Origin of the sequence: Anabaena sp. AL93 (assembly GCF_001672085.1) — a bacterium.
Taxonomy (GTDB): domain Bacteria; phylum Cyanobacteriota; class Cyanobacteriia; order Cyanobacteriales; family Nostocaceae; genus Dolichospermum; species Dolichospermum heterosporum.
The window spans coordinates 34,124-59,333 of the sequence record NZ_LJOU01000017.1 but is presented as its reverse complement, the minus strand read 5'-3'; the positions used below and the strand labels follow the sequence as shown (position 1 = coordinate 59,333).

At 39.0% G+C, this 25,210-nt stretch carries 22 protein-coding genes, 1 tRNA gene and 3 pseudogenes; 3 read left to right on the top strand and 23 right to left on the bottom strand.

Going from position 1 to position 25,210, the window contains the following annotated elements:
• Nucleotides 1-630 precede the first annotated feature (630 nt).
• From lipB to AN486_RS06530, 3 genes are all read left to right on the top strand, one after another.
• The gene (lipB, locus tag AN486_RS06540) at nucleotides 631-1,341 is read left to right on the top strand and encodes a lipoyl(octanoyl) transferase LipB (protein ID WP_290599710.1); all 711 of its coding nucleotides are present in this window, start codon (nucleotides 631-633) and stop codon (nucleotides 1,339-1,341) included.
• Between the two features lie 148 nt (nucleotides 1,342-1,489).
• A complete protein-coding gene (locus tag AN486_RS06535; RefSeq protein WP_290599721.1) occupies nucleotides 1,490-2,365 on the top strand; it encodes a M48 family metallopeptidase in 876 nt (291 codons plus the stop codon).
• Nucleotides 2,366-2,473: 108 nt separating this feature from the next.
• Nucleotides 2,474-2,557 (top strand) — tRNA-Leu (locus tag AN486_RS06530).
• Between the two features lie 1,019 nt (nucleotides 2,558-3,576).
• Here AN486_RS06530 and AN486_RS06525 read toward each other — a convergent pair.
• From AN486_RS06525 to AN486_RS06415, 23 genes and pseudogenes are all read right to left on the bottom strand, one after another.
• On the bottom strand, nucleotides 3,577-5,802 hold the full coding sequence (locus AN486_RS06525) for a polysaccharide biosynthesis tyrosine autokinase (RefSeq protein WP_290599709.1): 2,226 nt from the start codon (nucleotides 5,800-5,802) through the stop codon (nucleotides 3,577-3,579).
• 446 nt (nucleotides 5,803-6,248) lie between these two features.
• Nucleotides 6,249-7,985 (bottom strand): carbamoyltransferase C-terminal domain-containing protein, encoded by a 1,737-nt coding sequence (locus AN486_RS06520; protein WP_290599708.1) that lies wholly within the window; start codon nucleotides 7,983-7,985, stop codon nucleotides 6,249-6,251.
• 484 nt (nucleotides 7,986-8,469) lie between these two features.
• Nucleotides 8,470-8,562 (bottom strand): annotated as a pseudogene (locus AN486_RS06515) (glycosyltransferase family 2 protein); the annotation flags it as partial.
• Between the two features lie 124 nt (nucleotides 8,563-8,686).
• A pseudogene (locus tag AN486_RS06510) lies at nucleotides 8,687-8,767 on the bottom strand (glycosyltransferase family 2 protein); the annotation flags it as partial.
• Nucleotides 8,768-8,919: 152 nt separating this feature from the next.
• Entirely contained in the window at nucleotides 8,920-9,096 is a 177-nt protein-coding gene (locus AN486_RS06505) for a hypothetical protein (protein ID WP_290599707.1), read from the bottom strand.
• Nucleotides 9,097-9,176: 80 nt separating this feature from the next.
• Complete coding sequence (locus AN486_RS06500; RefSeq protein ID WP_290599706.1) at nucleotides 9,177-9,353, bottom strand: hypothetical protein; 177 nt, start codon at nucleotides 9,351-9,353, stop codon at nucleotides 9,177-9,179.
• 84 nt (nucleotides 9,354-9,437) lie between these two features.
• On the bottom strand, nucleotides 9,438-9,614 hold the full coding sequence (locus AN486_RS06495) for a hypothetical protein (RefSeq protein WP_190384638.1): 177 nt from the start codon (nucleotides 9,612-9,614) through the stop codon (nucleotides 9,438-9,440).
• A 138-nt stretch (nucleotides 9,615-9,752) separates the two neighbouring features.
• Nucleotides 9,753-9,989, bottom strand: coding sequence for a type II toxin-antitoxin system HicA family toxin (locus AN486_RS06490; protein ID WP_290599705.1), 237 nt, complete (start codon nucleotides 9,987-9,989; stop codon nucleotides 9,753-9,755).
• Nucleotides 9,986-10,198 (bottom strand): type II toxin-antitoxin system HicB family antitoxin, encoded by a 213-nt coding sequence (locus tag AN486_RS06485; RefSeq protein WP_028084054.1) that lies wholly within the window; start codon nucleotides 10,196-10,198, stop codon nucleotides 9,986-9,988. Before AN486_RS06485 ends, AN486_RS06490 begins: the two co-directional genes overlap by 4 nt.
• A 42-nt stretch (nucleotides 10,199-10,240) precedes the next feature.
• Entirely contained in the window at nucleotides 10,241-11,008 is a 768-nt protein-coding gene (locus AN486_RS06480) for a glycosyltransferase family 2 protein (protein ID WP_290599704.1), read from the bottom strand.
• A 232-nt stretch (nucleotides 11,009-11,240) separates the two neighbouring features.
• On the bottom strand, nucleotides 11,241-11,750 hold the full coding sequence (locus AN486_RS06475) for a bifunctional 2-polyprenyl-6-hydroxyphenol methylase/3-demethylubiquinol 3-O-methyltransferase UbiG (RefSeq protein WP_290599719.1): 510 nt from the start codon (nucleotides 11,748-11,750) through the stop codon (nucleotides 11,241-11,243).
• Between the two features lie 171 nt (nucleotides 11,751-11,921).
• The gene (locus AN486_RS06470) at nucleotides 11,922-12,374 is read right to left on the bottom strand and encodes a DUF29 domain-containing protein (RefSeq protein ID WP_290599703.1); all 453 of its coding nucleotides are present in this window, start codon (nucleotides 12,372-12,374) and stop codon (nucleotides 11,922-11,924) included.
• Between the two features lie 198 nt (nucleotides 12,375-12,572).
• Complete coding sequence (locus AN486_RS06465) at nucleotides 12,573-13,382, bottom strand: Uma2 family endonuclease (RefSeq protein ID WP_290599702.1); 810 nt, start codon at nucleotides 13,380-13,382, stop codon at nucleotides 12,573-12,575.
• An 820-nt stretch (nucleotides 13,383-14,202) separates the two neighbouring features.
• Nucleotides 14,203-15,012: a nucleotidyltransferase family protein gene (locus AN486_RS06460; protein WP_290599700.1), complete on the bottom strand. Its 810-nt coding sequence runs from the start codon at nucleotides 15,010-15,012 to the stop codon at nucleotides 14,203-14,205.
• A 55-nt stretch (nucleotides 15,013-15,067) separates the two neighbouring features.
• On the bottom strand, nucleotides 15,068-15,877 hold the full coding sequence (locus AN486_RS06455) for a nucleotidyltransferase family protein (protein WP_290599699.1): 810 nt from the start codon (nucleotides 15,875-15,877) through the stop codon (nucleotides 15,068-15,070).
• 117 nt (nucleotides 15,878-15,994) lie between these two features.
• On the bottom strand, nucleotides 15,995-16,408 hold the full coding sequence (locus AN486_RS06450) for a nucleotidyltransferase family protein (RefSeq protein WP_290599698.1): 414 nt from the start codon (nucleotides 16,406-16,408) through the stop codon (nucleotides 15,995-15,997).
• Between the two features lie 81 nt (nucleotides 16,409-16,489).
• Nucleotides 16,490-16,897 (bottom strand): annotated as a pseudogene (locus AN486_RS06445) (Uma2 family endonuclease); the annotation flags it as partial.
• Nucleotides 16,898-17,169: 272 nt separating this feature from the next.
• Nucleotides 17,170-18,045 (bottom strand): Uma2 family endonuclease, encoded by an 876-nt coding sequence (locus AN486_RS06440; RefSeq protein WP_290599697.1) that lies wholly within the window; start codon nucleotides 18,043-18,045, stop codon nucleotides 17,170-17,172.
• Nucleotides 18,046-18,377: 332 nt separating this feature from the next.
• The gene (locus tag AN486_RS06435; protein WP_290599696.1) at nucleotides 18,378-19,067 is read right to left on the bottom strand and encodes a Uma2 family endonuclease; all 690 of its coding nucleotides are present in this window, start codon (nucleotides 19,065-19,067) and stop codon (nucleotides 18,378-18,380) included.
• Nucleotides 19,068-19,341: 274 nt separating this feature from the next.
• Complete coding sequence (locus AN486_RS06430) at nucleotides 19,342-19,788, bottom strand: DUF29 domain-containing protein (protein ID WP_027402573.1); 447 nt, start codon at nucleotides 19,786-19,788, stop codon at nucleotides 19,342-19,344.
• 194 nt (nucleotides 19,789-19,982) lie between these two features.
• Nucleotides 19,983-21,209 (bottom strand): glycosyltransferase, encoded by a 1,227-nt coding sequence (locus AN486_RS06425; RefSeq protein WP_290599695.1) that lies wholly within the window; start codon nucleotides 21,207-21,209, stop codon nucleotides 19,983-19,985.
• On the bottom strand, nucleotides 21,206-23,203 hold the full coding sequence (gene asnB / locus AN486_RS06420) for an asparagine synthase (glutamine-hydrolyzing) (protein ID WP_290599694.1): 1,998 nt from the start codon (nucleotides 23,201-23,203) through the stop codon (nucleotides 21,206-21,208). The genes AN486_RS06425 and asnB overlap by 4 nt, the downstream gene beginning before the upstream one ends.
• Before the next feature lie 869 nt (nucleotides 23,204-24,072).
• Nucleotides 24,073-25,206: a glycosyltransferase gene (locus AN486_RS06415; protein ID WP_290599693.1), complete on the bottom strand. Its 1,134-nt coding sequence runs from the start codon at nucleotides 25,204-25,206 to the stop codon at nucleotides 24,073-24,075.
• Between the last annotated feature and the right edge of the window lie 4 nt (nucleotides 25,207-25,210).

Genomic DNA, 25,210 nt, shown 5'->3' with positions numbered 1-25,210 from the left:
TAAGCAAAACTATTGAATTAGGCTGCTTGAGATATGGTCCTTTTAAACGCCTACTTCTATGGAACTTTACCAAAATAGGAGTCCCCGCCTTTTTTCGTCCCCCAGTCTTTTTCACTATTGTATAGAGAATACAACCCTTTTGGGAAATTTGATCCTGATTGATACAAATAAATTTTTAAGTTGCCGCCAGTCAGTAAATTAGTTGGTATTGTCTTAGCTGAATGCTCTCCTCGTCTAACACCCATTCAGGTTATATATTTAAACTAGCATTTTGTGAGTTCTAAAGTATATTTCCTTGATGTTCCTTTAAGATCCTTTGCATAGCTTGACATTTGTTCGCTATATTTTTGGGAATTGAGAGGCTTTGACTCCCCCTTCCCTGGTAGGGAAGGGGGTTGGGGGGTTAGGTTTATATTATATTTTTACATTTTTTAACGCCCACTTACTTAGAGACTTCCAAATAAAAAAATGTCCCAAAACTAACGCAAAAACCCTCCCTATTTCTTCTCTCTCTGTGTTCTCTGTGCCTCTGTGGTTCGTTTGTTCATTTATTTATTGGGATAATTTATTTCCTGGAAGTCCCTTATCGGGTGTCTTCCCTCTTGCCTCTTCCCCCTTACTTATGCACTGATGATTCCTAGCACTCAATTAACCCCGTACCGTTGTTTACTATATAATGTTGGCGTAATGCCTTATGAAACCGCTCATCAGTGGCAGCGATCGCTAGTTGCAGAGCGTATTCACAACCCAGAACTAGATGATGTCCTAATTTTACTAGAACATCCCCCCGTTTACACCTTGGGGACAGGAGCAAACCCAGAATTTATAAAATTTAATCTTGACAAAAGTGCTTATGACGTGCATCGCATTGAAAGAGGTGGCGAAGTCACATATCATTGTCCAGGACAATTGGTAGGTTATCCCATTTTAAACTTGCGTCATTACCGTCAAGACCTCCATTGGTACTTGCGTCAACTTGAGGAAGTATTAATTCGCGTTTTAGCAACTTACGACTTAAAGGGAGAACGGATTCCTGGTTTTACCGGAGTTTGGCTAGAAGGATACAAAATTGCCGCCATCGGCATAAAAGTGAGTAAATGGATTACTATGCACGGCTTTTCCTTAAATGTATGTCCAGACATGACAGGATTCAAGCAAATTATTCCTTGTGGCCTTGTTGATAAACCAGTCAGCAGTTTAGCCGCATGGATTCCCGACATTACCTGTAACCAAGTCCGACATTCTATAAATCAATGTTTTGCAGAAGTATTTGACGTGACCATAAAAAATTCAGAAAGTAGGGGCGCAGGGTCTGCGCCAAACTCTCTAATCTCAAAATAACGTAGTATACTGGGGTTAATCGTATTTAACCGAAAGATGAAATACCTAACCCCAGAACAAGTTTACAAACCCAACAAAATCCTCGGTCATCTTGGGTTTTGTTATGTCAAAAACATTAGAATTCACATTTTCTCTTAATTTAAATACTATGTCCTTACTCAAAACCTCACTCACAGGCTTAAAAGCAGACTCATTCCGTCATCCTCTGGACTTGGAAGCCACCAAAACCCTCAAACAAATTCCCGGTTTAGATATGATGGTGCGGAATTTGCTAGGTCCAATGGCTGAACAGGTTTTTTATGTGGAAAATATCGCTTCTAGTATTTTGGTAGGAGAAAAACAACTTCCTGATTTACACAAGTTACTATTGGAAGCTTGTCAAATTCTGGATATTGATCCACCTCAGTTATATGTGCGTCAACACCCAGCCCCCAACGCTTACACCTTTGCTATGCGCGGTAAGCAGCCTTTTGTGGTCATTCATACATCCTTGATTGAGATTCTTACACCTGAAGAAATACAGGCTGTAATTGCCCATGAATTAGGTCATCTCAAGTGTGATCATAGTGTGTATTTAACACCTGTGAATTTATTGATTTTAGCCGCTGCCATTGTCCCAAATGTCGGCGCTGTCTTGGCTCAAGCTATTCAGTCACAATTATTAGAATGGGTTCGCTGTGCTGAGTTTACCTGCGATCGCGCCGCTTTGTTAGCTACTCAAAACCCAAAAGTTGTCATGTCAGTATTAATGAAGTTAGCAGGTGGTTCTCCCAGTTTAGCGCCTCAACTCAATTTAGATGCCTTTGTAGACCAAGCTCGCGCCTATGATGACATTAGCAAAACCGAATTGGGGGAAATGGTCAAATCCGCCCGCACAGCCCAATTAAGCCATCCTGTCCCCGTACTACGAGCCAGGGAAATTGACCGTTGGGCAGGTAGTCAGGAGTACCAAAAGTTAGTGCAAAATCAGGGGATTAATTACAAAGGTGAATCTCCATCCCCAGGCGGATGGCGGAATTGGTAGATTTTACCGGAATCCGTTTCTGGAAATTTCCCAAAAAGTTTCTAAATTAGATCTAATTACCTATTGCCAAACTAAAAAAATAGGCTATAATGGTAAAGTTACACCCAAGGGCGGGTGGCGGAATTGGTAGACGCACCGCACTCAAAATGCGGCGGCCGTGAGGTCATAGGAGTTCGATTCTCCTCCTGCCCATATTTGTCAAGGCTTTATTTGTTTGGCCAACAGTCCCACCTATGAATTTCCGGGCTAATGGCTAAAGTTTACTAAGAGTAAGCCGCAAAATAAATGATCCTGTTTTGTTATGCTGAGTGTAGCGAAACGAAGCATCTTAAAAAAATACCCAAAAGTTTCTTGTGGTGCGGGCATCTTGCCTGCTAATCATCAAGGACGGGCATCTTGCCCATCCCACAAAATTGGGTAATTTATTTTTATCTCGTTCCCAGTCTCTGACTGGGAATGCTATTACAGAGGCTCTGCCTCCGTTTTCATAGAAGGCAGAGCCTTCTAGAATTCATTCCCATACAGAGTATGGGAATGAGAAAAATTTCTAGTACAGCATGGCGCAAATAAAGCAACCATTCTTAATAGCTATTACGGGTTGAGGTAAATAAATTTCATGCTGTTATTGATGAATCGTTTCTGGGCGCAGACCCTGCGCCCCTACTTTCTGAATTTTTCATGGTCAGAATCTACTAGTACAGCCTGGCGTAAATAATATGACTATTAAAAGCTCCGAAAATTTGATTGATTACAAGGTTTGAAAATGGTTCATTCACTTAAGCCGCAGTGTACTAGTTCTTTTAGTCATCTTCAGATGACTTTTGCTATGAGACTGGGAATTCATTCTCAGTTGGGTTGTGGGTTTTACGTTAAGTTGACACCAATGAGAACTGCTTATACTCAAAACGGCTTGATTGTTTGATTCTAAACATAGGGATAAAGCAAAAGCTTAATGGTGTCAACTTAAGCTCAAATCCTGATGATATCTCGTTCCCAGTCTCTGACTGGGAATGCTATTACAGAGGCTCTGCCTCCGTTTTCATAGAAGGCAGAGCCTTCTAGAATTCATTCCCATACAGAGTATGGGAACGAGAAAACGAGAAAAATTTCTAGTTCTTTTAGTCATCTTCAGATGACTTTTGCTATGAGACTGGGAATTCATTCCCAGTTGGGTTGTGGGTTTTTGGCAAAAGTTTAAATCTCACCCGTGTTTAGCTCTTACCCTTAGTATAGTAATATGAACTATATCTGTAATTGTAATTATATCCGAGTCCTCGGAATTTCTCGCCGTTGACTACCGTTCCTAGTAAATTGATGGGAGATGCTTTTAGCGTATCAACAACTTGCTTGACGACTGATTTATCTGTTTTATCAATTCTGATAACTAACATGACACCATCAGTATTAATTGCTACTAGCCTAGCATCTACTAATCCTGACAAAGGAGGAGTATCATAAATCACTAAATCAAAATTATCAGAGAAATAGTCCATCAGTTGAATCATTTTATCTGATGAGAGTAATCGCGCCGGATCAGGTGGTACGGGACCTGCCGTAATCACAGATAAACCCTTAAGTTCGGGCATTTCTTGAATTACTTGCTTGACATCTATATCTGAAGAAATTAAACTACTTAGTCCCCAGAGATTATTTAATTTTGAGAGTTTGTGAACCTTGGATTTGCGGAGGTCACAATCTACAAGTAATACTTTTTTCCCCATAATCGCGGCTGTTTTTGCCAGACTAAATCCCACCGTACTTTTACCATCTCCAGGGACAGCAGAGGAAACAACTAAAGACTTAATTGGTTTATCAGAATTAAGCAGTTGAATATTACTATATAAAACTTGTAAAGATTCCCAAAATGATCCCTGTCCATAATAATAGCTTGATCGGGAAGGTCTACGAGCAGAAGTTTTAGCTGGTTCATCATTTACGAGAAGAGGGTCTACAACTACTTCTGGTTGTTGATTTTTGTTTGTCAAGTTTAAAGATCGATTCTGAACTAAGTTTTTATTAAAGGGAAGAGATCCTAATAAAGGCAGTCCTATCTTATCCTGGACATTTTCAACACTGTGATAGGTATTATCAGTCTGTTCTCTCAGAGTAGCAGCACCTAGTCCTAATAAACAACTAGCCACAAATCCCAACATCAAACTGCGGGGAATATCTGGAGAAATTGGATATAGAGACTTATTAGTTGCTTGGATTAATTCCCAAGGTAGTTCTGTTTGAGCTACTTGTATTTGCAATTGCTCACGAGCAGCTAAAAAGCGATTTAAACTTTCATTGGCTATTTGTAAATTCCGTAGGATTTCAGCATATTGCCGAGACAAAACTGGCAACTGGTCTAATTTCAATTGCAGTTGTTTTTCTGCTTGTACTATATATTGATTGTCTACTTCTATTTTCTTAATTAGATCCGTAGCTTCAGATATTCTGATATTAATAGTGCGTGCTGCTTCTGCCTCAATAATAGGTAAAAGGTTGGATCTTTTTTCTTCTAAGGTGCGGATAACTGGGTTATCTGGTTGAAAACGAGTTAATTCTCCAGATAGCTGGATATCTAATTGGCGTTGTTGACCAATTAGGGTTTGATAAAGAGGGGCAGTATTGAGAATTGCTAACTGTTCTTCACGTCTCTGTAGCCTGTCATAAGTAGCTCTGGCAGCGGTTAACTGTTGATTTATAGTTAGTCTTTGTTGTGTCAAAGATTGAATTTGCGAAGAAACTACTTGAGATTGGTTTTCTGGATCAATAAAATTGTATCTTTGGCGGAACATTTGCATTTCTTTTTGCAACTGTCCTAGCCTAATTCGGATTTCAGGTAGTTTTGAATCCACAAATTGAACTCCCTGACGGAGCTTTGTTTGTCGCTTGTTGAGGCTATATTTTAAATAAAAATCAGCCAGAGGATCTAATATAAGTTTAATGTTTTGGTTATTATCACTTTTATAGTTAACTTGGATTATTTTTGATTGTCCCAAGCGACGAATAGTTAACCCTTGGGAAATGGTATTATAATCAATATCAGGATTAGATTTTTGTATTTCTTTAATAAAATCTCTCAGCAGTTCTGGACTTTGGAGAACTTGAATTTGGCTCTCATAATCTAGTCCAGATGATCTAAGTGTATTAGCGAGTCCCACGTCAATTTTCCCTAGTTCAGAGTCACTATTAACAGGTTCAACTAATATTTTGAAGTTGCCTTCATAAATTGGTATTTGTTGAAAAGTTGTATAAGTAACACCACCCATAGCAACGGAAGCAACCCCTATGATGATAATTGCTCGGCGCTGTAAAAGACCAAGAAAGGACTTGAGGTTAAAATCACTAGCCTCTTCTGAAAATTGGGAAAATGTGGGATTGGGAAATAATGTAGAAACAGGAGTGGTATTATTCTGAGCGCTTTTATCGTTTGTAATTTGGTCAAGCATAGGTTCTTTTGCGGTGAATAACCAAGGATGTGTAAGTAGTGAGACAGAATTAATTACACAATGTCATTGCCAATGGAACGAAGTGAAATGAAGCAATCGAAAGGGTTGTGATTGCTTCCCTTCGCTCGCAATGACTGTAAATATTTTTGTCCAATTACTTAACTGTTTTTTACCTGGATGAGTCATAGTCTAGCAATTTCAAACGCTGATAACCACTAACTACTAAAATTTATTGATTATAGCGATATGCAATTAAGTGAGATACCAGAAATCATGCAAGTAAGTTGGCGTTAAAAATTGTTGTGGGTGTAAGGCAGAGACTAGTACCGCAAGGCGGAAGTCAAAAGTCAAAAGTCAAAAGTCAAAAGTCAAAATGAAGACAGCATAGGCTTTTGGAGGATTTAGAATGGTTGGTTTATTTACGCCGTTTTGTACTAGGATGGAAATCAGCATTTTATAGAACTCCGATCCACATAATAACAGCCCAAAACTAGGCTATCCATATTGGTCCTCAAAAAACATTGGATAGCTTCTTGCGGTGTCCTCACAATAGGTTCATTTTCATTCAAAGATGTATTTAGAAGCAGGGGAATACCAGTACGTTGGTAAAATGTATTAATCAATTCCCAGTAAAGAGGATTAGTGTTCTGGCTCACACTTTGTAACCTTCCAGTCCCATCTACATGAGTCACAGCGGGGATTTTTTCTCTTTTTTCGGGGCGAATTTTGAAGACTTTCTCCATAAAGGGGGCTGGTTCATCAATTTCAAAGTATTCTCCAACAAATTCCTCCAGAATACTGGGAGCAAAAGGACGGAATTTCTCTCGGAATTTAATTTTTAGATTGATTATATCTCGCATATCAGCGCGGCGAGGATCGGATATCAATGAACGATTGCCTAATGCTCTTGCGCCAAACTCCATTCTACCTTGAAACCAACCAATTACTTTGCCGTTGCAAATGGCATCTACAACATGATTTAACATTACCGCTTTTTCAAGCTTTTTAGGTTGTAAATCGTGAGATTGCAATGCTAATAAGCATTCTTCGTCAGAAAACTCAGAACCCCAATAAGCATGACTTAAAATAAACTGACGAGGTTGTTTGAGAATTTGATTCCAAATAAAGAAGGCTGCACCGATACAAGTACCATTATCGGCAGCCCCTAGAGGAATGTAAACATTTTTAAAGGGAGTATTTTGGGTAATTTTGCCATTGGCTACGGAATTCATGGCTACACCACCTGTCAAACAGAGATTTTCGCAAGGGTAGCGTTGATGTAGTTGATTGAGTAAATGAAAAATGATTTCTTCTGTTATGGCTTGTAGGGATGTGGCAATATTTTGATGTTTGGGTGTCAGTTCAGAATTTACCTGTCTTGCTGGGCCTAATAGTTTTTCTAGTTCTGGACTATGGAAAGGTGCAACGGTGGGTGCGCCATTATCCCATTTCATGGCGATACCCTGCTCATGGTGGGTAAAGTAATCTAAATTTAGTTCAAAACTATCTCCTTTCGGAAAGATGATCTTTCTAAAGGCTTCTAGATATTCTGGTTCTCCGTAAGGTGCTAGTCCCATAACTTTGTATTCGTCACCATAGGCAGGAAAGCCTAGATACAGGGTAATGGCATTATATAAATAACCAATAGAGTGGGGAAAGTGCGTCCGCGTGAAATATTCTAAATGATTACCTTCTCCTGCTGCTGACAAGGTGCTTACAAAGTCTCCCATACCGTCAACAGATAAAATAGCAGCTTTTTCAAAGGGGGAAATAAAGAAACCGGTGGCTAGGTGTGTGGTATGATGTTCTAGGGTATGGATAGGTGCTGTAATTTCCTGGGGTTGACAATTACAAGCTGCGGCTAGTTGTTCCTGAAGATTGGAGGATTTGCTTTGTTTGTTAAATCTATCTAGTAGCGATGATAATGATGGACGTTGTTTGAGGGTAAATAGGAGTTTACGATTGAGATTGGCTTTGGGATTAAAGGATAATGCAACGTGATCTAACTCTTTGGCGCTAATACCAGCTATTTTTAAACAATAACGGATAGATTCTGTGGGAAATCCTGCCCAATGTTTAACTCGATTAAAACGTTCTTCTTCAATGGCTGCTATTAATTGACCATTTTGGATTAAACAAGCCGAAGCATCACCGTGATAGGCGTTAATTCCGAGAATATTCATTGATTTATTAATTTATGAGTTTATGAGAAAATTGTGGCTCTTGCGTCTCTTTTATGGTGATTGAGGATTGATGATAACAAAACCCTTACGGGACAAGGGTTATAAACAATTATTTCCATATTTTCAATGAAATGCCTACACAATAGGGCTTTCAATGATTTTGAACCAGGGTTTCCATAAAAATAACCGAAGAACCAAAATTGTTTAGTCTGGTTATAACCTAACTGGGAATGAATTCCCAATCTCATAGCAAAAGTCGTCTCAAGACGACTCAATAACTAGCTATCTGTAGCTTAAATAGATGAAGATGATTAAAGGTGCGAGGATTTTGCCTTTGCGTATGCGATCGCTTAAAGTAAGTTAGAGACTTCCAATTAAAAAAAATATGCCAAAATTTCATGCTGTTATTGATGAATCGTTTCTGGGCGCAGACCCTGCGCCCCTACTTTCTGAATTTTTCATGGTCAGAATCTACTAATAGTCTGTCAAGAATACCGCCTTTGCGGATGAGACAATAGATGAAGATTATTAAAGGGGTGAGGATTTTGCCTTTGCGAAGGCGATCGCTTAAAGTAAGTTAGAGACTTCCAATTAAAAAAAATATGCCAAAATTTCATGCTGTTATTGATGAATCGTTTCTGGGCGCAGACCCTGCGCCCCTACTTTCTGAATTTTTCATGGTCAGAATCTACTAATAGTCTGTCAAGAATACCGCCTTTGCGGATGAGACAATAGATGAAGATTATTAAAGGGGCGAGGATTTTGCCTTTGCGAAGGCGATCGCGGGGAAAAAGGTCTGAATCACGGATTAGACGGATTGCGCTGATTTCACGGATTTTAGTAACTTTTATCATAGTAAACAACCTAATCCGCTCAATCTTTTAATCCCTATAAGATTATTACAGCACTTCCTGCTGTTATGAGGTACAAAGTTTCATCGCCAATCCTGTAGGGGCGCAGGGTCTGCGCCCTTAATTGTATTGCATTCAACCTGCAACTGCTGTAAAGGGGCGAGGATTTTGCCTTTGCGAGGGCGATCGCGGGGAAAAAGGTCTGAATCACGGATTAGACGGATTGCGCTGATTTCACGGATTTTAGTAACTTTTATCATAGTAAACAACCTAATCTGCTCAATCTTTTAATCCCTATAAGATTATTACAGCACTTCCTGCTGTTATGAGGTACAAAGTTTCATCGCCAATCCTGTAGGGGCGCAGGGTCTGCGCCCTTAATTGTATTGCATTCAACCTGCAACTGCTGTAAAGGGGCGAGGATTTTGCCTTTGCGAGGGCGATCGCGGGGAAAAAGGTCTGAATCACGGATTAGATGGATTGCGCTGATTTCACGGATTTTAGTAACTTTTATCATAGCAAACAACCTAATCCGCTCAATCTTTTAATCCCTATCTATAAGATTATTACAGCACTTCCTGCTGTTATGAGGTACAAAGTTTCATCGCCAATCCTGTAGGGGCGCAGGGTCTGCGCCCTTAATTGTATTGCATTCAACCTGCAACTGCTGTAAAGGGGTGAGGATTTTGCCTTTGCGAAGGCGATCGCGGGGAAAAAGGTCTGAATCACGGATTAGACGGATTGCGCTGATTTCACGGATTTTAGTAACTTTTATCATAGCAAACAATCTAATCCGCCCAATCTTTTAATCCCTATAATCCGTGATTCTGACTTTGTCGATCGCTGACTAATGATTTCTGTGATCATCTGATTTGGGCGATCGCTTCAAGGTAAAGATGAGGTTAAGAATTTTTGATTAAGCGTTAAGAATATCTTGCTTGCTAATCCCCTTATGGCGGGAAACAGCACCTAAGATAGAATTTAAAGTTCCCACTCTCAATGGGTTATGATCGGGAACACAAAGACGGTGATGACTTGGCGTTTCTGTTTCCAGGATAATGTGGCTTCCTTCTTGATTGACAATTTTGTAGTCCCACGTTTTACACAAAGTTTGCACTAAATCTGTACCTTTCAGATTTCTGGGTATTTTCATTGAATTAATAAAATTTCATTTTTGACAAGATGTAAGTGTATAACTGGAAAGTTCAATTCTTCAAAGTAAAAAGCTTTAACAGCTTCTCGAATATTGGCTTTGAGTTCTTCCCAAGAATCTCCTTGGGTAAAAATGTCTTCGGTGAGACATTCAGTAACAAATCCGCCGTCTTCTTCTTGGGAAACTTCAAAAACCAGTGTATTTACCATCAGACTAACTCCTAGTAATCAAGAGCAGGTTATTTGAGCCAATTAATTATCTATTTTCTCTGCTTCTATTATATGTATACCCAGCAATATTTCTGCTAAAACTCTCTGAAATGTATAGTACCAGCCATGCCAACCGTCGAGAATAGCACCTTTGAGGATGAGACAATAGATGAAGATTATTAAAGGTGCGAGGATTTTGCGTTTGCGAAGGCGATCGCCTAAACTAAGTTCATGATCTGGTGTTTCTAGAAGTTTTTTACTTTCAACTACCATATAACGATCTTGCGCCCATAACCAACGACTCAAAGGTTTGCGATCGTCGTGGTGGATGTATGCTGATAATTGACTAGATTTACCTTGTACAATCACTTTATGGGCGTGTCCGTCATCTTGATAAATTGCTTTTTCTCTTTTATAAAGGACTTTGCGAGGTGGAAGCAAAGTACCACGTAAGGGTTTACCAAAAACACAGTATTTGAACCTGACACTATAGCTATTTATATCTGACTCTATTGGTAAAGATGTAATTTCCCGAATTAAATCATCGGTTAATATATAATCTGCATCTAGAGATAATACCCATTCTGATGGGATTTTTGACAGTCCATAATTGCATTGACTAGCGAAGGAATCAAATTTCCTGGAAAATACTTCTACTTGAGGATATTGAGACAAAATTCCTAATGTTTTATCTGTGCTATAACTGTCAATAACAATGATTTTACTTGCCCATTTAAGTTTTTCCAGGGTACGATTAATGTTATTTTCTTCGTTATAGGTAAGGATGAGGGGAGTAATTTGTTCTAACATTAGGATATTCAAATAAATTCTTGTTATTGAACTATGGTACTAGTACCGCAAGGCGGAAGTCAAAAGTCAAAAGTCAAAAGTCAAAAATAATATGACGTAAGCTTTTTAGTGATTGAGAATGGTTGTTTTATTTACGCCGTGCTGTACTAGTAGTTTGTCAAGATAAAAATCATGGACTGTAGTGTGAGCGTCTCGCTCACGCGGGCAAGATGCCCGCACTACCAAAACCCCGTCAAAATAAATTTGACAGACTACAAGAACACAACATAGTTTTCCAAAAATAGGGAAATCTACCCGCAAACTTAAACTTGATATTTGTACAGTTCTCTGATTTAAGTAAAGCCGTCATAGTTGGTACAGAAAAGAATTTGATATGACCACCATCCCAAAGAGCGGTAAAATGGTTGTCCATTTTCCCTGTAGCTGCCATAATTAGATTTTTTAGATAACCATGATAGGGTGTGGTAAGTATTAAACCACCATTAGGTTTGAGGAATTTTTTAGCACTTCTGACTAATTCTTTAGGATAAAATAAATGCTCAATTACCTCAATAGAAATTACAATATCAAAGTTGTCTCCTAGTTCGGAGTATGGTAAATCGTAAATGCTACCTTGAATAAAGCGACAATCGGGAAAAGTTTGATTAGCCAATTTTACACCTGATTCAGACTCTTCAACACCAACAACCTCATAACCCTGCTGTGCTAGAAAATTGCTCAAGCTACCATTACCACAACCAATATCTAAAATCCGAGGTTTTTGTTTGTTATTGGGGGGGGTAGCATTTCTGACATCATTTCTATAAGTGGTTTTAATATATAGGCATGATGATGTCCAAGTTGATTATTGTTGTACAAGTATTCGTACTTTGTATTTGGATATGTCATTTGTTCTGTAGGAGTAGTTGTATTATTATGGTAAATAGTCAACGTCTAAGATTTCTTCTCTAGTAAAAGGTGACTCAGATGGGAAAGAACTAATAGGTAGTCCTGTTTCCAAAGAAGCCTTTTTCCTGGCTTTGGCGTAGCATCTATCCAAGTTTTCTTGATAGTATGGTTTCATGCTGGGGCTAACATCAAAAGCCTCTAAAATTCTATCTCTATGTTCAAATATAGTTAGCAGCCAACTATTAGATCGTTGCTCTGGCTGATATTTATATTTAAGTAAGTGCATAAGCAATATTTGTAGATTACTTGTTAATGAGTTTTTTTCACTTCTGCTTATGCTTTCTATTTCTTCTATCAAATAAGATAAATCAACCTCAGCTAATTTACCTTTACGCAATTGACTAGCGGTGGTTTCTAGCCAAAGTTGATAATCTTGATCATAGAGATTTAATGTTTTCTTCGGCAATTGAGCAGTCATGATTTACACCTAGAAAATTTCGATTTTGATCATAAAAATCGCCAAAGCGATTGATTTTGAAAGAATCTTATAGCGGTTATCGTGAGGATGCAATCAATTGAGGGCGCAGGCCCTGCGCCCCTACGGGTTTTGCGATTTACTGACTGTATCTTATTCAAGTGCATACCGCTATATCAAGACTGATACAAAAAAGAACTCTTAAATATCTTCTAAGTTAATCCCCATTGCTTGCAGTCTTTCAGCTAGTTTAGCAGCTTTTTGTTCTGCCTGTTCTGCTCTTTGACGTTCTTGTTCTGCTCTTTGACGTTCTTGTTCTGTTCTTTGACGTTCTTGTTCTGTTCTTTGACGTTCTTGATTAACTAATTCACCTCCCCAGAGTAATAAATTTCCAGATTTATCCCACCATCGTAACCAATAACCCTCAAATTCGGCTTTTTTTCCTATCCATACACCCAAGAATAGGTCTAAATCTCGTATCCAAAAGCGCTGATTTTCATCTGGAGATTCTTGCTGGTATTTACCATTAACCAAATTATGGACTTCTAAAATTCCGGTTTGGGGATGGAAAATCACATAAGTGGGAATTTTTAAAATTTGTTCGTAAAAGTGCCACTTTCCATAGGGATAATGAGAATTAATGGAATATTCCGTTCCTTCGGTTGCGGACATAAATTCCATGACAATGGTTGGGTTTTCTCCTTCGCTATGGGGAGTGTAACTACGACGGATTTCTCCTGGCGGTAGAGGATGGACAGAAGGAACGTAAACCCAATCAGGTGCTTTGACGATGGTTTTGTCATCCACTGTGGCACACAGACCAAAATTGGAGGCAATCAGCATTGATTCTAGAATTAATCCTGCCAGTTCTAGAGATTCTCTGAGGGCGGCAGCGAGAAGGGGTTGAAGGTTATTTTCCACGGGTTCGTCTGGTAGGGGAAAATCTGCTGGTAGTTTTTCCCAGGTGATTCGAGGTAGGGTATTGGGGGGACGGAGTTGTAGAACTGTCATAGTGAGGTGCGATCGCTAACAGTGTTAAGTTATTATATTATAATTCCCTGTCTAATAGCTCAAGTCTACTGAAGTAGACTAAAGATTAATTTTCAGTGTTCTGAAGATTAAAAATAGCGATCGCTTGTTGGATTTTTGCTATGACGGTTTGGGTTTGGGTTTTATTCACGTCTTTCTGATTATCTCATAATCTCCCCAGCCAGGGAATTAATTCCCTGTCTAATAGCTCAAGTCTACTGAAGTAGACTCAAGATTAATTTTCAGTGTTCTGAAGATTAAAAATAGCGATCGCCTGTTGGATTTTTGCTATGATGGTTTGGGTTTGGGTTTTATTCACATCTTTCTGATTATCTCATAATCTCCCCAGCCAGGGAATTAATTCCCTGTCTAATAGCTCAAGTCTACTGAAGTAGACTCAAGATTAATTTTCAGTGTTCTGAAGATTAAAAAGGGCGATCGCTTGTTGGATTTTTGCTATGATGGTTTGGGTTTGGGTTTTATTCACATCTTTCTGATTATCTCATAATCTCCCCAGCCAGGGAATTAATTCCCTGTCTAATAGCTCAAGTCTACTGAAGTAGACTCAAGATTAATTTTCAGTGTTCTGAAGATTAAAAAGGGCGATCGCTTGTTGGATTTTTGCTATGATGGTTTGGGTTTGGGTTTTATAATCTCCCCGATGCTTTGGGGGGAAACCGGAAAAATTAGTTCCCTCCCCTTTGCAAGGGGAGGGTTAGGGTGGGGTAATTTGAGGATAATGGTGATTTGATAACTTGTGTGTACACCGTAGCCTTTGCAAGGGGGGACTAAGGGGGGTAATTTACAAGTCTTTTGCTTGAGATTCTAACCATTGATTAAAAAGAGCGATCGCTATTTTTATTTTTTCCATCACTGATTCTATCTGGTTTGCTAATTCCCATACTCTTTCCTTGCGGAGTTGCAGATTATAACTATGACGTGCTAAATGTCTAAATTTTCGATAATCATTTAGTTGTAACAACAACGAACCTTGCCATAAGGGTGGACGATTTTCTCCGCCAACTTCTGCTACTTGTAATAATAATTGTTCATGCCAATTCTGTGTTTTTGGCATTCCTCCATCCAATGTAACAGCGACTCGCTCACTAATTCGCTCACAAGCGGTATAAAAATCACAAATATAGCTGGCTAGTGTTGGTGTGACAAAAACTTCTGGGACATTGTCTGTTTGCTCTAAAGCTGTTTTCATGGCTTGAAAATTCTGCTCTAAAGCCATCATTTCATCTTCGATCCGAGTTTTTAGTGCTAAATATTTATTAGTAGGCATCGGGTTTTCTTTGAGAATGCGACGACGGACAAAATCTGGTATTTCTTCCAATGCTACCAAATCTATTTTTAACCAATTGGGTGTGATTTTTTCTAAAAGAGAATAAGCCTCCCATTGTTGTTTCTCTGACATTCCGCTCACAGCTAAGTCTAAATCAGATTGCCAATGCCAAGGACTTTCACCTGATAAGGAACCAAATAATATTACTTCTCGCGCTCCGTTTTCTAGGAGAATTTCCTGACATTTTTGGGCAATTTGCAATGCTTCTTTTTTTCTTTGTTCTAGAGTTTGACTGACATTTTTTTGGGTAAAATTTTTAATCATAGGAATACTTGTGTATGCGAGAACCGAGCGCGGTTTTAGTTGAATAATTGTGAATTTATGTGTCTTGTACTTGAGATTCTAACCAATTATTGAAAAGGGCGATCGCTATTTTTATTTTTTCCATTACTGATTCTATCTGGTTTGCTAATTCCCATACTCTTTCCTTGCGGAGTTGCAGATTATAACTATGACGTGCTAAATGTCTAAATTTTCGATAATCATTTAGTTGTAACAACAACGAACCTTGCCATAAGGGTGGACGATTTTCTCCGCCAACTTCTGCTACTTGTAATAATAATTGTTCATGCCAATTCTGTGTTTTTGGCATTCCTCCATCTAGGGTGACAGCGACTCGCTCACTAATTCGCTCACAAGCGGTATAAAAATCACAAATATAACTAGATAAAGCAGGAGTGAGAGCAATTTCTGGAATACTTTCTGCTTGAGTAATTAATTGATTTAAAGCTTGAAAATTTTGCTCTAAAGCCATCATTTCATCTTCGATCCGAGTTTTTAGTGCTAAATATTTATTAGTAGGCATCGGTTTTTCTTTGAGAATGCGAGAACGGACAAAATCTGGGATTTCTTCTAATGCTACTAAATCTATTTTCAACCAATTAGGTGTGATTTTTTCTAGAAGAGAATAGGCTTCCCACTGTTGTTTTTCTGACATTCCTCTCACAGCCAAATCTAAATCAGATTGCCAATGCCAAGGACTTTCTCCTGATAAAGACCCAAATAATATTACCTCTTTTGCTCCATTTTCTAGGAGAATTTGCTGACATTTTGCGGCAGTTTGTAATGCCTCTTGTTTTCTTTCTTCTAGAGTTTGATTGCTGTTTTCCGTGGTGATGTTTTCCATCATTGTGCTTAGTGCTGAGTTTATCTCTACCACTCCCTACTCCCCCTTCCTGTTAACTAGTTGATTTTTTCCAGGAAAAGTTCAATGTTAATTGATATTTGACATCCGTTTGGAAGATAATTAGGGTGTTTTTTTCCATAATATTCCTGTTTGCCGAATGCGATCGCTAAAATGACAATCATTCAATCTGATAATATCTACATCTCTTTCTAAATAGGTTGACAGGAAGCTAATAGCTAAACAATATTTTTCTGGATTGATATTTTCTACTGCGACATCAACATCTGAATTTTGCCGAAATTTACCAACACGGGTTACAGAACCGAAAATGTAGGCTTTATCTATGCCAAATTCTGGCGAAAATTCATCTAACCATTGTTCTGTCTTGACAATTAGATCTTTGCGTTTTTGTTCTAACTTGAAACGGTGATCTTGGATAATATCATCTAATTTTGGACTGTGCCACTGTTTCATGTATTTTTCAGCAAATTCGGCTGTAAATTTTTGTCGTTCTGGACTACCTCCTAGAGCCAATTATAGCTTGGGGATGGGGTGCTTGGGAATAGACACCCACAATAACATACCGGCGGAAATGCTTTTTTGGGTTAATTTTCTTTAAATATCATCTAAGTTCACCCCCAAAGCCCGCAATTTCCCAGCTAGTTTGTCTGCTCGTTGTTTCTCCTGTTCTGCTCTTTCGGCAAAAGTAGGAATCCAATCACCATCTTGATTGTACCAACGTAGCCACAAACCTTCTGTATCTTGATATTTTCCCGACCAAACTCCTACTCCTAATTCCAATTCAGGAAACCAGAATTTTGGTTCTACCAGTTCCACTGCTTGATATTTTGTCCCACGTAATTGAAATACTCGGAGGCGATTTTCATATCTATCGAAAATAATATAGTAAGGCGATCGCAAATACTGTTCATAGGCTTGCCATTTTGTCGGCGGTTTATTCGCACTTCTTAATGTTTGTCCTAAATCTTCTGCTTCCGTACCTGGTGATAATAATTCTACTATCCTCTAAGAAGTTTTCAATTGTAGCGGCGATCGCCCCTAATTGATATTTGACATCGGTTTGGACGATAAGTAGTCAGACAGAATTAATTACACAATGTCATTGGGAATGGAAAGAAGTGAAATGAACCAATCGCCAGGGTTGTGATTGCTTCCCTTCGCTCGCAATGACTGTAAATATTTTTGTCCAATTACTTAATTAGGGTGTTTTTCCATAATCTCTTGCTTGGCGAATGCGATCGCCAAGCAGAAATACTTTTTTCGGTTAATTTTCTTTAAATTTCATCTAAATTCACCCCCAAAGCCCGCAATTTCTCAGCTAGTTTGTCTGCTCGTTGTTTTTCCTGTTCTGCTCGTTGTTTTTCCTGTTCTGCTCGTTGTTTTTCCTGTTCTGCTCGTTGTTTCTCCTGTTCTGCTCTTTCCGCAAAAGTAGGAATCCAATCACCATCTTGATTATACCAACGTAGCCACAAACCTTCTGTATCCTGATATTTTCCTGACCAAACTCCTACTCCTAATTCCAATTCAGGAAACCAGAATTTTGGTTCTACCAGTTCCACTGCTTGATATTTTGTGCCACGTAATTGAAATACTCGGAGGCGATTTTCATATCTATCAAAGATCACATAATAGGGCGATCGCAAATACTGTTCATAGGCTTGCCATTTTGTCGGCGGTTTATTCGCGCTTCTTAATGTTTGTCCTAAGTCTTCTGCTTCTGTACCTGGTGATAATAATTCTACTATTAAAAATGGAGCTACTACTTCCTGCCAAATTACATAACTCAACCGCATATCTTCTTGTTTTTCGGAAGCAGCTACACCTAAGACTAAAAACCAATCAGGTCTTTTATACCATGAATAATGACGACCATCATAGTATAAGTTTAAATCCGTACCAATGAACATTTCCTCCCTGGGATAAACGGGAGATTGACAGGTTTCCCGTAATAATTGCGGTTGAAAGTCATGAAATTCGTCTGGCAAACCTGGCTCCTCTGGATTTTCACTAGGTAAATCATACATGGTGGGCATGGTTTCCCAGGGTGGACGGGGATGAATTGTGGAGTCTAATTCTTCATCAATATCCTCACTGGGTAAATCATACATGGTGGGCAGGTTTTTCTGCGGAGGTGCTTCACTTTGATACATGATTCATTATCTCCTGTGTTTCATTACCATCGTCAAATTACCTGTTTCTACCCCTCTTAATCCCCCGATGCTTTGGCTACGGTGTATACTCAAAACGGCTTGATTGTTTGATTCTAAAGGTAGGGGTAAAGCAAGAGCTTAGCAGGCGTTGCCATAACCCAACAAATGTGTCGGGTTGCGCTGTCGCTTAACCCGACCTACAAAAAATGGACAAGGTATTGTTAATATTACCCAAACCAGTCGGTTTTAACCGACTTCAGCTATTAGACAGGGAATTAATTCCCTGGCTTCTTCTGAGTTTCCCACTTACGGCGAGGTTTTATGAATTGCTCCTATGGTATCAGAGTGTCTGGATCTATACCTAATTCTTTCAGCTTGGCGGCTAGACAATCAGCCCTGGCTTTTTCCTGTTCTGCCCTGGCTTGTTCCTGTTCTGCCCTGGCTTTTTCCTGTTCAAGGCTTTTGCGTAGTTCTAACGGAGATAAGAAGAGATTGCCTTGATGATCATAAATATTTAGAGTTGACGCTGTTAGTTCAAACCGAATACCCAAACGAGGACTCAGCCAATGATCCATGTTTTCAATGGATATGAGTTCTTCGTTGGCTTTGGTAAAACCCATCAACTCATTAGAGTCTGGGTTATATATGTAGTATTCTTCCACATCATAGCGGTTATAGAATAACAATTTACGGCTCATTTCTTTGAGGGTATTGCCTGGAGACAAAATCTCAAACACTACTTGAGGGGCAATATTATCTTCTTGCCATTGCCGGTATGACCCCCGATCGCCTTTGGGTCGGCCAAAGGCCACGAGGACATCGGGAGCGACACGAATATCGGGACGACCTTCAACTGGATACCACAGCAGATCTCCTGCCACAAAAACGGTCTCGTCATTGGCAAAGAGGGAGTCGAGATTTTCTTTAATCAGGACAATCCAGCGAAATTGCTTGGTGTTATCTGCCATGGGCTGACCATCACTGTCGGGATAGATTATGGTTTTGTCTAGAGCTACAGTCATTGTTTTTGCCTCCCTCTACTTAATAGTTAAGTCATTAATATTCAATTCCTTCCATATACTAGGTAATTGGTAATAAAAACTCTGGTTTCATCCTGTTCATCCTTTAATCCTGGACATCCTGATAGCGAAGCGTGGCGTTAGCCATTTCTGACAATTTACCTAACTAGCAACTTACATTAATATAAACTGCCGGGCGCGATAGCGAAGCGATCCGTAGGAATCGCCCATTTTTGAGAAGCATTATTATAGAAATTTCACAGGGACATCACTAATTTTAATCGGGAATAAATTCTGGATCGAGTAGATCATCGGCAGAAAACGGACAACTTTCAGGAAAAAGATGAGCAGGTAATTCACTTTTTTTGATAGCCTGTCTTCTGGCTTTAACATAAATTTCTGCAATTTCTTGCAAGAAATAGTTATACAACGTTTTAGACTTTAACAATAACTCAAGCTCAAATCGAAAGTTATCAATTTCATTTTGCCAACCTTTGGCACAGTATTCTTTTTCAGAGTTCCAATACTTATACAACAATAAGTGAATGAGCAATTGACGCAGGTAACTGTCAACTTTCCGCCTTTGTTCATTACCCAAACTGAGAATTTCCTCCTTTAAATGTAAAAAATCTAATTCCTCAATGCGATTATTTTCTAGTAGTTTATAGGTTTCTTCCAGCCAAAGGAAATAATCTTGTTCGTAAAGAGCATTAATGGTGTTCATGAAAGCACCTAAGTATTGTTTACTCTATTATAGTATTATAGCTGCGATAGCGAAGCGCGACCTAGAAATCGCTCTATTTTTCCAAATCGTTTTTTCAATAGTCGAGAAACCAGAGCGATCGCTTTTTAAGCTGTACTGCATTTAATGGCGTGAATGATACAGCCTTTTCCGCTCTGATGAGGTACAAAGTTGAATCATGAAACTCTTGTGGTGCGGGCATCTTGCCCGCTAGATATGTACCTCATAACACCGGGAAGTGCTGTATGTTCATAAACAGATATCATTTTTGAGGCAATATGATCCCATGTATAATTATCTAATATAAACTCACGTGCGCGATCGCCCATTTCCTTCGATTCTTGAGGATGATCTAAGAAGTTTTCAATTGTAGTAGCAATATCATTAATATTAAGTTCTGTAACATATCCCAGATGTTGTTGCTGAACTATATCACTGAGCGCTACACCAGGGGTAATTATAACTGGAGTACCCGCAGCTAGGGATTCTAGAACTGATATACCAAAGTTTTCGGAATAGGAAGTTAGGGCAAATATATCTGCTCCTTGCATTAATAAATCCTTGGTTTCACCCTTGACAAATCCGGCAAAATGTGTTTTTTCTGCAATTCCATGAGTTGTGACTAAAGTTTTTACCTCAGTTTCATAATCTGAATCGCCGCTACCTGCGACAATGAATGTGAAGCGGTGATGAGATAACTTGCTTAATGCTGGAATTAAGTAATCTAAACCTTTTTTAGGATGTAAGCGAGATAAAAATAAGATAATTGGTTCATCTATGGGTAAATTAAAATGTTGTCGTAGACGTTGATAAGCATGAGGAATTGTATCGGGAATTGCAAGTCCGTGAGGGATGATAAAATTTGGAGAGGTTAAATTTAATAGTGCAGCTTCTTGTTGTTCTGCAATAGAGGTAAAATGGATTGATTGACTGTGATTAAGATTAGCTTTTTCAATAATTTTCAGATATATTTGTTTTTTTCTAGCACTTTGCTGTAAAGACCATGTGCATAGTTGTCCTAGAGGACGAACAATATAGGGAATTTTTTGACAGCGGGCGATCGCCATTGCTATTGTAGAACTATAGGAAAAAATAGCATGAATATGTAATAAGTCATAATTACGGATATTTTGCCATAACCATATTGTTAATTCTCTGGAAAAAGCAAATTCCCTCAAAGAGTGAATAGAAGGAGAAAACCGAGGAAAAAACTGGACAGGAACTTGTTGATAATTTATAAATTTTCCTAGAGGTACGTCTAATATATCTTCACCATTATCATTAGTGGTGACAATTTCTGCATCAATATCATTTTTTCTTAAAGCTTTCACCATTTCTAAAATTGCTTGACTCGGACCGCCGCGAACGGTTGCGACAGAGGGAATGACATGAAGAACTTTCATGAGTTAATTTGCTCCCACCAATGGTTTAATATTGCTAAACTCCAACGACGATACCAAGGGTTAAGGGGTATATTGGGTGGGATATTTAGGTTTTGATGGACATTATGAAAATAATCACCAAATTCACTATTCATCCAATTTTCAAAGGGGAAAGAAAAGCCTTTTTTAGGTCTATTTATTACCCAATCAGGTATTTCTGTAATTGCTTGTGTTAACAATTTTTTCCCCTGTGCTAAACGAATATTACTAGGAATTGGTGCAACAGCTTCTAATAAGGTTTTATCCACAAAGGGAACACGCAATTCTAAACCCCAATTCATGCTCATGATATCACTATCTCGCAGTAATTGATTACGCATATAACCACTTAATTCTAAGAAGCTGACTTCATCTTCTGGGGTAGAACCCCACCCTAACCCTCCCCTTGCTAAGGGGAGGGGACTAGATTCCGGTTTCCCTTCCTGGAAAGGGACTGAGGGGAGGGAACTAGACTCCGGTTTCCCCCCTTGATAAGGGGGGACTAAGGGGGGTAATACCGGGATGCTTTCCGCTTTCCCTTCCTGGAAAGGGACTGAGGGGAGGGAACTAGATTCCGGTTTCCCCCCTTGATAAGGGGGGACTAAGGGGGGTAATATTGGGATGCTTATTGATAATTGATTAATAATGATACAAGCTTCTTGATGAGAAAAAATACCGCGAAAAGTATTATAAGCAGAAGCAAAAGTAGGAGGTTGTTTTAAAAAGTCACCCAATCGTTTTATTTTTGGTGAAGTTCCCCAACGTTCCAATCCTAGACCCAAACCTGTACGCAAGAAAGGTAATGTATTTAGTTTTTTACCCCATGCAACCATTTGGGGAACTTTTTGAAAAGACTGATATCCACCAAATATTTCATCTCCTCCTAAACCTGATAATACTACTTTCATGCCATTGTCATGGGCAACTTTAGAGACACAAAATGTATTAAAGCCATCAATACTCGGTTGATCAATTGCTGCGAGGAAATCGGGTAATATGCTCTTAGCAAAGGATGATGTAACTTGATATTCTGTGTGTTTTGCACCAAAATGATTAGCGATTTTTTGAGCTAATTCTCCTTCATTGAATTCTGATTCAGCAAAAGTTATGGAGTAGGTAGATAATTGCGATTTTTGGGTTTGGGTTGCTAAAGCGAGAATGGTTGTAGAGTCAATACCACCACTGAGGAAAATTCCCACGGGTACATCACTAATAAAATGATGTTGAATGGAATCTAATAAAGCTTTACGGACTATTTCTTCCGCTTCTGGAGGAGAAATTGCTTCAGGAGTAAAATTTATTTGCCAATATTGTTTTTTGGTAGTATTTCCATTCTGCCAATATAGCCAATTACCAGCGGGTAAACAATGAATGTCAGCGATTAGGGTGTATGGTTCGGGAACTGAACCGGTTGTTAAATAACCATATAATCCTTCCACACTCATATTAATTGCAGGTAAACCAGATGCTAAAACTGCTCTGAGTTCGGAGGCAAATACCAAAGTTGTACCTAATTGGTAATAATAAAGTGGTTTAATTCCTAAAGGGTCACGAGCTAAAAAACAAGTTTTTTCTAAATCATCCCAAATGGCAAAAGCAAACATTCCTCGTAAGTGTTGGACACAATCAGAACCGATTTTTTGATAGAGTTTGAGAATTACTTCTGTATCTGTTTGAGAATGAAATTTTTCACCTTGGGAAATAAGATTTTCTCGTAGTTCTTGAAAGTTGTAAATTTCCCCATTAAAAGTAATTGAATATCGTCCGTCACTGGTAGACATGGGTTGATGTCCAGCGGAACTGAGATCAAGAATAGAAAGTCGAGTATGAGCTAAAGCTGCTTGTTTGTCAGTTGAAATATAAATACCTGCATCATCTGGTCCACGATGCTTTAGTCCAGTTTGCATCTTTTCGATTTTTGCTTCTAAACTCCCATCGTTGGTATTTAGTTTGATAATACCCGCAATTCCGCACATATTTGTTATTATATATATATATGCTATGAGTTGGTATAAAATTGGAATTTAACCATTGGATTTAACTATGAATTAAATAGAGGCGTTGCTGAATTGAGGTATGAAATTCCCAAATTTAACCTTTAAAACTCTTACCTCAGTGCGTCTTTGCGCCTTTGCGTGAGACTAAAATTCATACCCTTAATCAGCAATGCCTAAATAGATATATATCTATGATAACATCACAGCCAGGGAACTAATTTTTCCGGTTTCCCCCCAAAGCATCGGGGGGGTTAAGGGGGGTAATTTAACTTGTGTTTACACGATAAGTAGTGAGACAGAATTAATTACACAATGTCATCGCGTTAGCGCAGCGTGGCGTTAGCCATATATAACGCAGTGAAATGAAGCAATTACAACCCTTGCGATTGCTTCGCTTCGCTCGCAATGACTGTAAATATTTTTGTCCAATTACTTAGCCTTGCAAAGGGCAGAGTTAGGGTGAGGTAAAAACCAGAAATGCCATATATCAATATTACCCAAACCAGTCGGTTTTAACCGACTTCAGCTATTAGACAGGGAATTAATTCCCTGGCTACCTCCTGGCTTCTTCCTGGCTACCTCCTGGCTTCTTCCTGGCTACCTCCTGGCTTCTTCCTGGCTACCTCCTGGCTTCTTCCTGGCTACCTCCTGGCTTCCTTCCTGGCTTCTTCCTGGCTACCTCCTGGCTTCGTTCCTGGCTTCGTTCCTGGCTTCGTTCCTGGTTTCTTCCTGGCTTCTTCCTGGCTTCTTCTGGCTTCTTCCTGGCTTCGTTCCTGGCTTCGTTCCTGGCTTCTTCCTGGTTTCTTCCTGGCTTCTTCCTGGCTACCTTCCTGATTTTATGATCTAGTTTAATGATCCTGCAAATATCCAGCCAAAGTCTTCTGAAACTGCTCGAAACCAAAGGTATCAATAACCTGTTGACGCAAAGATTCGGGTTGATACATTAAAGGGTTGGGATATGTACCTTGTAAAATCTGAATAATAGTTTGAGTAATTTCATCTACATCATCAGGATTTACCAATGCCCCTAGTTTACCATGACAAAGCGCGTCCGTTGCGCCGTCTTGATTACCTCCCAAAACAGGTTTACCACAAGCTAAGGCTTCTAAATAAACAATACCAAATCCTTCTTTTTTACTAGGCATAGCAAAAATATCACAGAGATTGTAGTAATCACACAGTTGTTGATCAGGAATAAATCCAGCTAAGGTGACACAATCTTGTAATCCGAGTTGGGTAATTAATTGCTTAATTCTAGTTTCGTCATTTCCTTTACCCACAAGAATGTAATGAATATCGGGAATTTGCTGACGAATTTGAGGAAGTGCTTGAAGAATTTGGTCATAACCCTTATAACGTTCAACCTCTGCTAGTCGAGCTACAGTTAATACTATAGGTTGTTTGCGCCTTAGTCCATATTTCTCTAATAAATAAGCAGGTTTGGGGGCTGGTTGAAAGCGATTGAAATCAAAAGTGTTTGGTAAAATAACAATTTTATTCGGGTCGAGGTTTTGTTCTTTGATTAGGCGATCGCGTGTGTAGCTACTAACTGCTAAAATCAGGTCTGCATGATGTAAAGCTGTGTGCAAAGCTGGGTTTTTGATATTCCAGGCTTCGATACCATGAGCAACTGTCCAATAAGGGATATTTGTCAACTGTTTTAGCCAGTAGGCTGCCACGGTAAAATTCAGGTGTCCGGTAATGATTAATTTTGGGCGCTTCCAGATTCCCCAACCAATTAACTGGGCTGCAAATACAACTGTTCTCAGTGGTAATGGTATAGATCCAGCAAAGTGAAACCTAGTAGGGGCTATGGTCGAGAAGTTGGGTGAGGAATGTCTATCATGTTTGATAAAGATATCATAATCAGTATCAGGGTAGATATTCTGAATGGCTTGGAGGAAGAAACAGCAGTATGTTTGAATACCCCCTGTAAATTCAAATATGTTCGGAAACCAGAGGTGAAGATTATTTTTATTCATAGAT

Excerpts from the sequence above, each read along its gene's own strand:
- lipB (WP_290599710.1), top strand. The coding sequence starts at position 631 with ATGATTCCTAGCACTCAATTAACCCCGTACCGTTGTTTACTATATAAT.
- AN486_RS06535 (WP_290599721.1), top strand. The coding sequence starts at position 1,490 with ATGTCCTTACTCAAAACCTCACTCACAGGCTTAAAAGCAGACTCATTC.
- AN486_RS06525 (WP_290599709.1), bottom strand. The coding sequence starts at position 5,802 with ATGCTTGACCAAATTACAAACGATAAAAGCGCTCAGAATAATACCACT.
- AN486_RS06520 (WP_290599708.1), bottom strand. The coding sequence starts at position 7,985 with ATGAATATTCTCGGAATTAACGCCTATCACGGTGATGCTTCGGCTTGT.
- AN486_RS06505 (WP_290599707.1), bottom strand. The coding sequence starts at position 9,096 with ATGATAAAAGTTACTAAAATCCGTGAAATCAGCGCAATCCGTCTAATC.
- AN486_RS06500 (WP_290599706.1), bottom strand. The coding sequence starts at position 9,353 with ATGATAAAAGTTACTAAAATCCGTGAAATCAGCGCAATCCATCTAATC.
- AN486_RS06495 (WP_190384638.1), bottom strand. The coding sequence starts at position 9,614 with ATGATAAAAGTTACTAAAATCCGTGAAATCAGCGCAATCCGTCTAATC.
- AN486_RS06490 (WP_290599705.1), bottom strand. The coding sequence starts at position 9,989 with ATGAAAATACCCAGAAATCTGAAAGGTACAGATTTAGTGCAAACTTTG.
- AN486_RS06485 (WP_028084054.1), bottom strand. The coding sequence starts at position 10,198 with ATGGTAAATACACTGGTTTTTGAAGTTTCCCAAGAAGAAGACGGCGGA.
- AN486_RS06480 (WP_290599704.1), bottom strand. The coding sequence starts at position 11,008 with ATGTTAGAACAAATTACTCCCCTCATCCTTACCTATAACGAAGAAAAT.
- AN486_RS06470 (WP_290599703.1), bottom strand. The coding sequence starts at position 12,374 with ATGACTGCTCAATTGCCGAAGAAAACATTAAATCTCTATGATCAAGAT.
- AN486_RS06465 (WP_290599702.1), bottom strand. The coding sequence starts at position 13,382 with ATGACAGTTCTACAACTCCGTCCCCCCAATACCCTACCTCGAATCACC.
- AN486_RS06460 (WP_290599700.1), bottom strand. The coding sequence starts at position 15,012 with ATGATTAAAAATTTTACCCAAAAAAATGTCAGTCAAACTCTAGAACAA.
- AN486_RS06455 (WP_290599699.1), bottom strand. The coding sequence starts at position 15,877 with ATGATGGAAAACATCACCACGGAAAACAGCAATCAAACTCTAGAAGAA.
- AN486_RS06440 (WP_290599697.1), bottom strand. The coding sequence starts at position 18,045 with ATGTATCAAAGTGAAGCACCTCCGCAGAAAAACCTGCCCACCATGTAT.
- AN486_RS06435 (WP_290599696.1), bottom strand. The coding sequence starts at position 19,067 with ATGACTGTAGCTCTAGACAAAACCATAATCTATCCCGACAGTGATGGT.
- AN486_RS06430 (WP_027402573.1), bottom strand. The coding sequence starts at position 19,788 with ATGAACACCATTAATGCTCTTTACGAACAAGATTATTTCCTTTGGCTG.
- AN486_RS06425 (WP_290599695.1), bottom strand. The coding sequence starts at position 21,209 with ATGAAAGTTCTTCATGTCATTCCCTCTGTCGCAACCGTTCGCGGCGGT.
- asnB (WP_290599694.1), bottom strand. The coding sequence starts at position 23,203 with ATGTGCGGAATTGCGGGTATTATCAAACTAAATACCAACGATGGGAGT.
- AN486_RS06415 (WP_290599693.1), bottom strand. The coding sequence starts at position 25,206 with ATGAATAAAAATAATCTTCACCTCTGGTTTCCGAACATATTTGAATTT.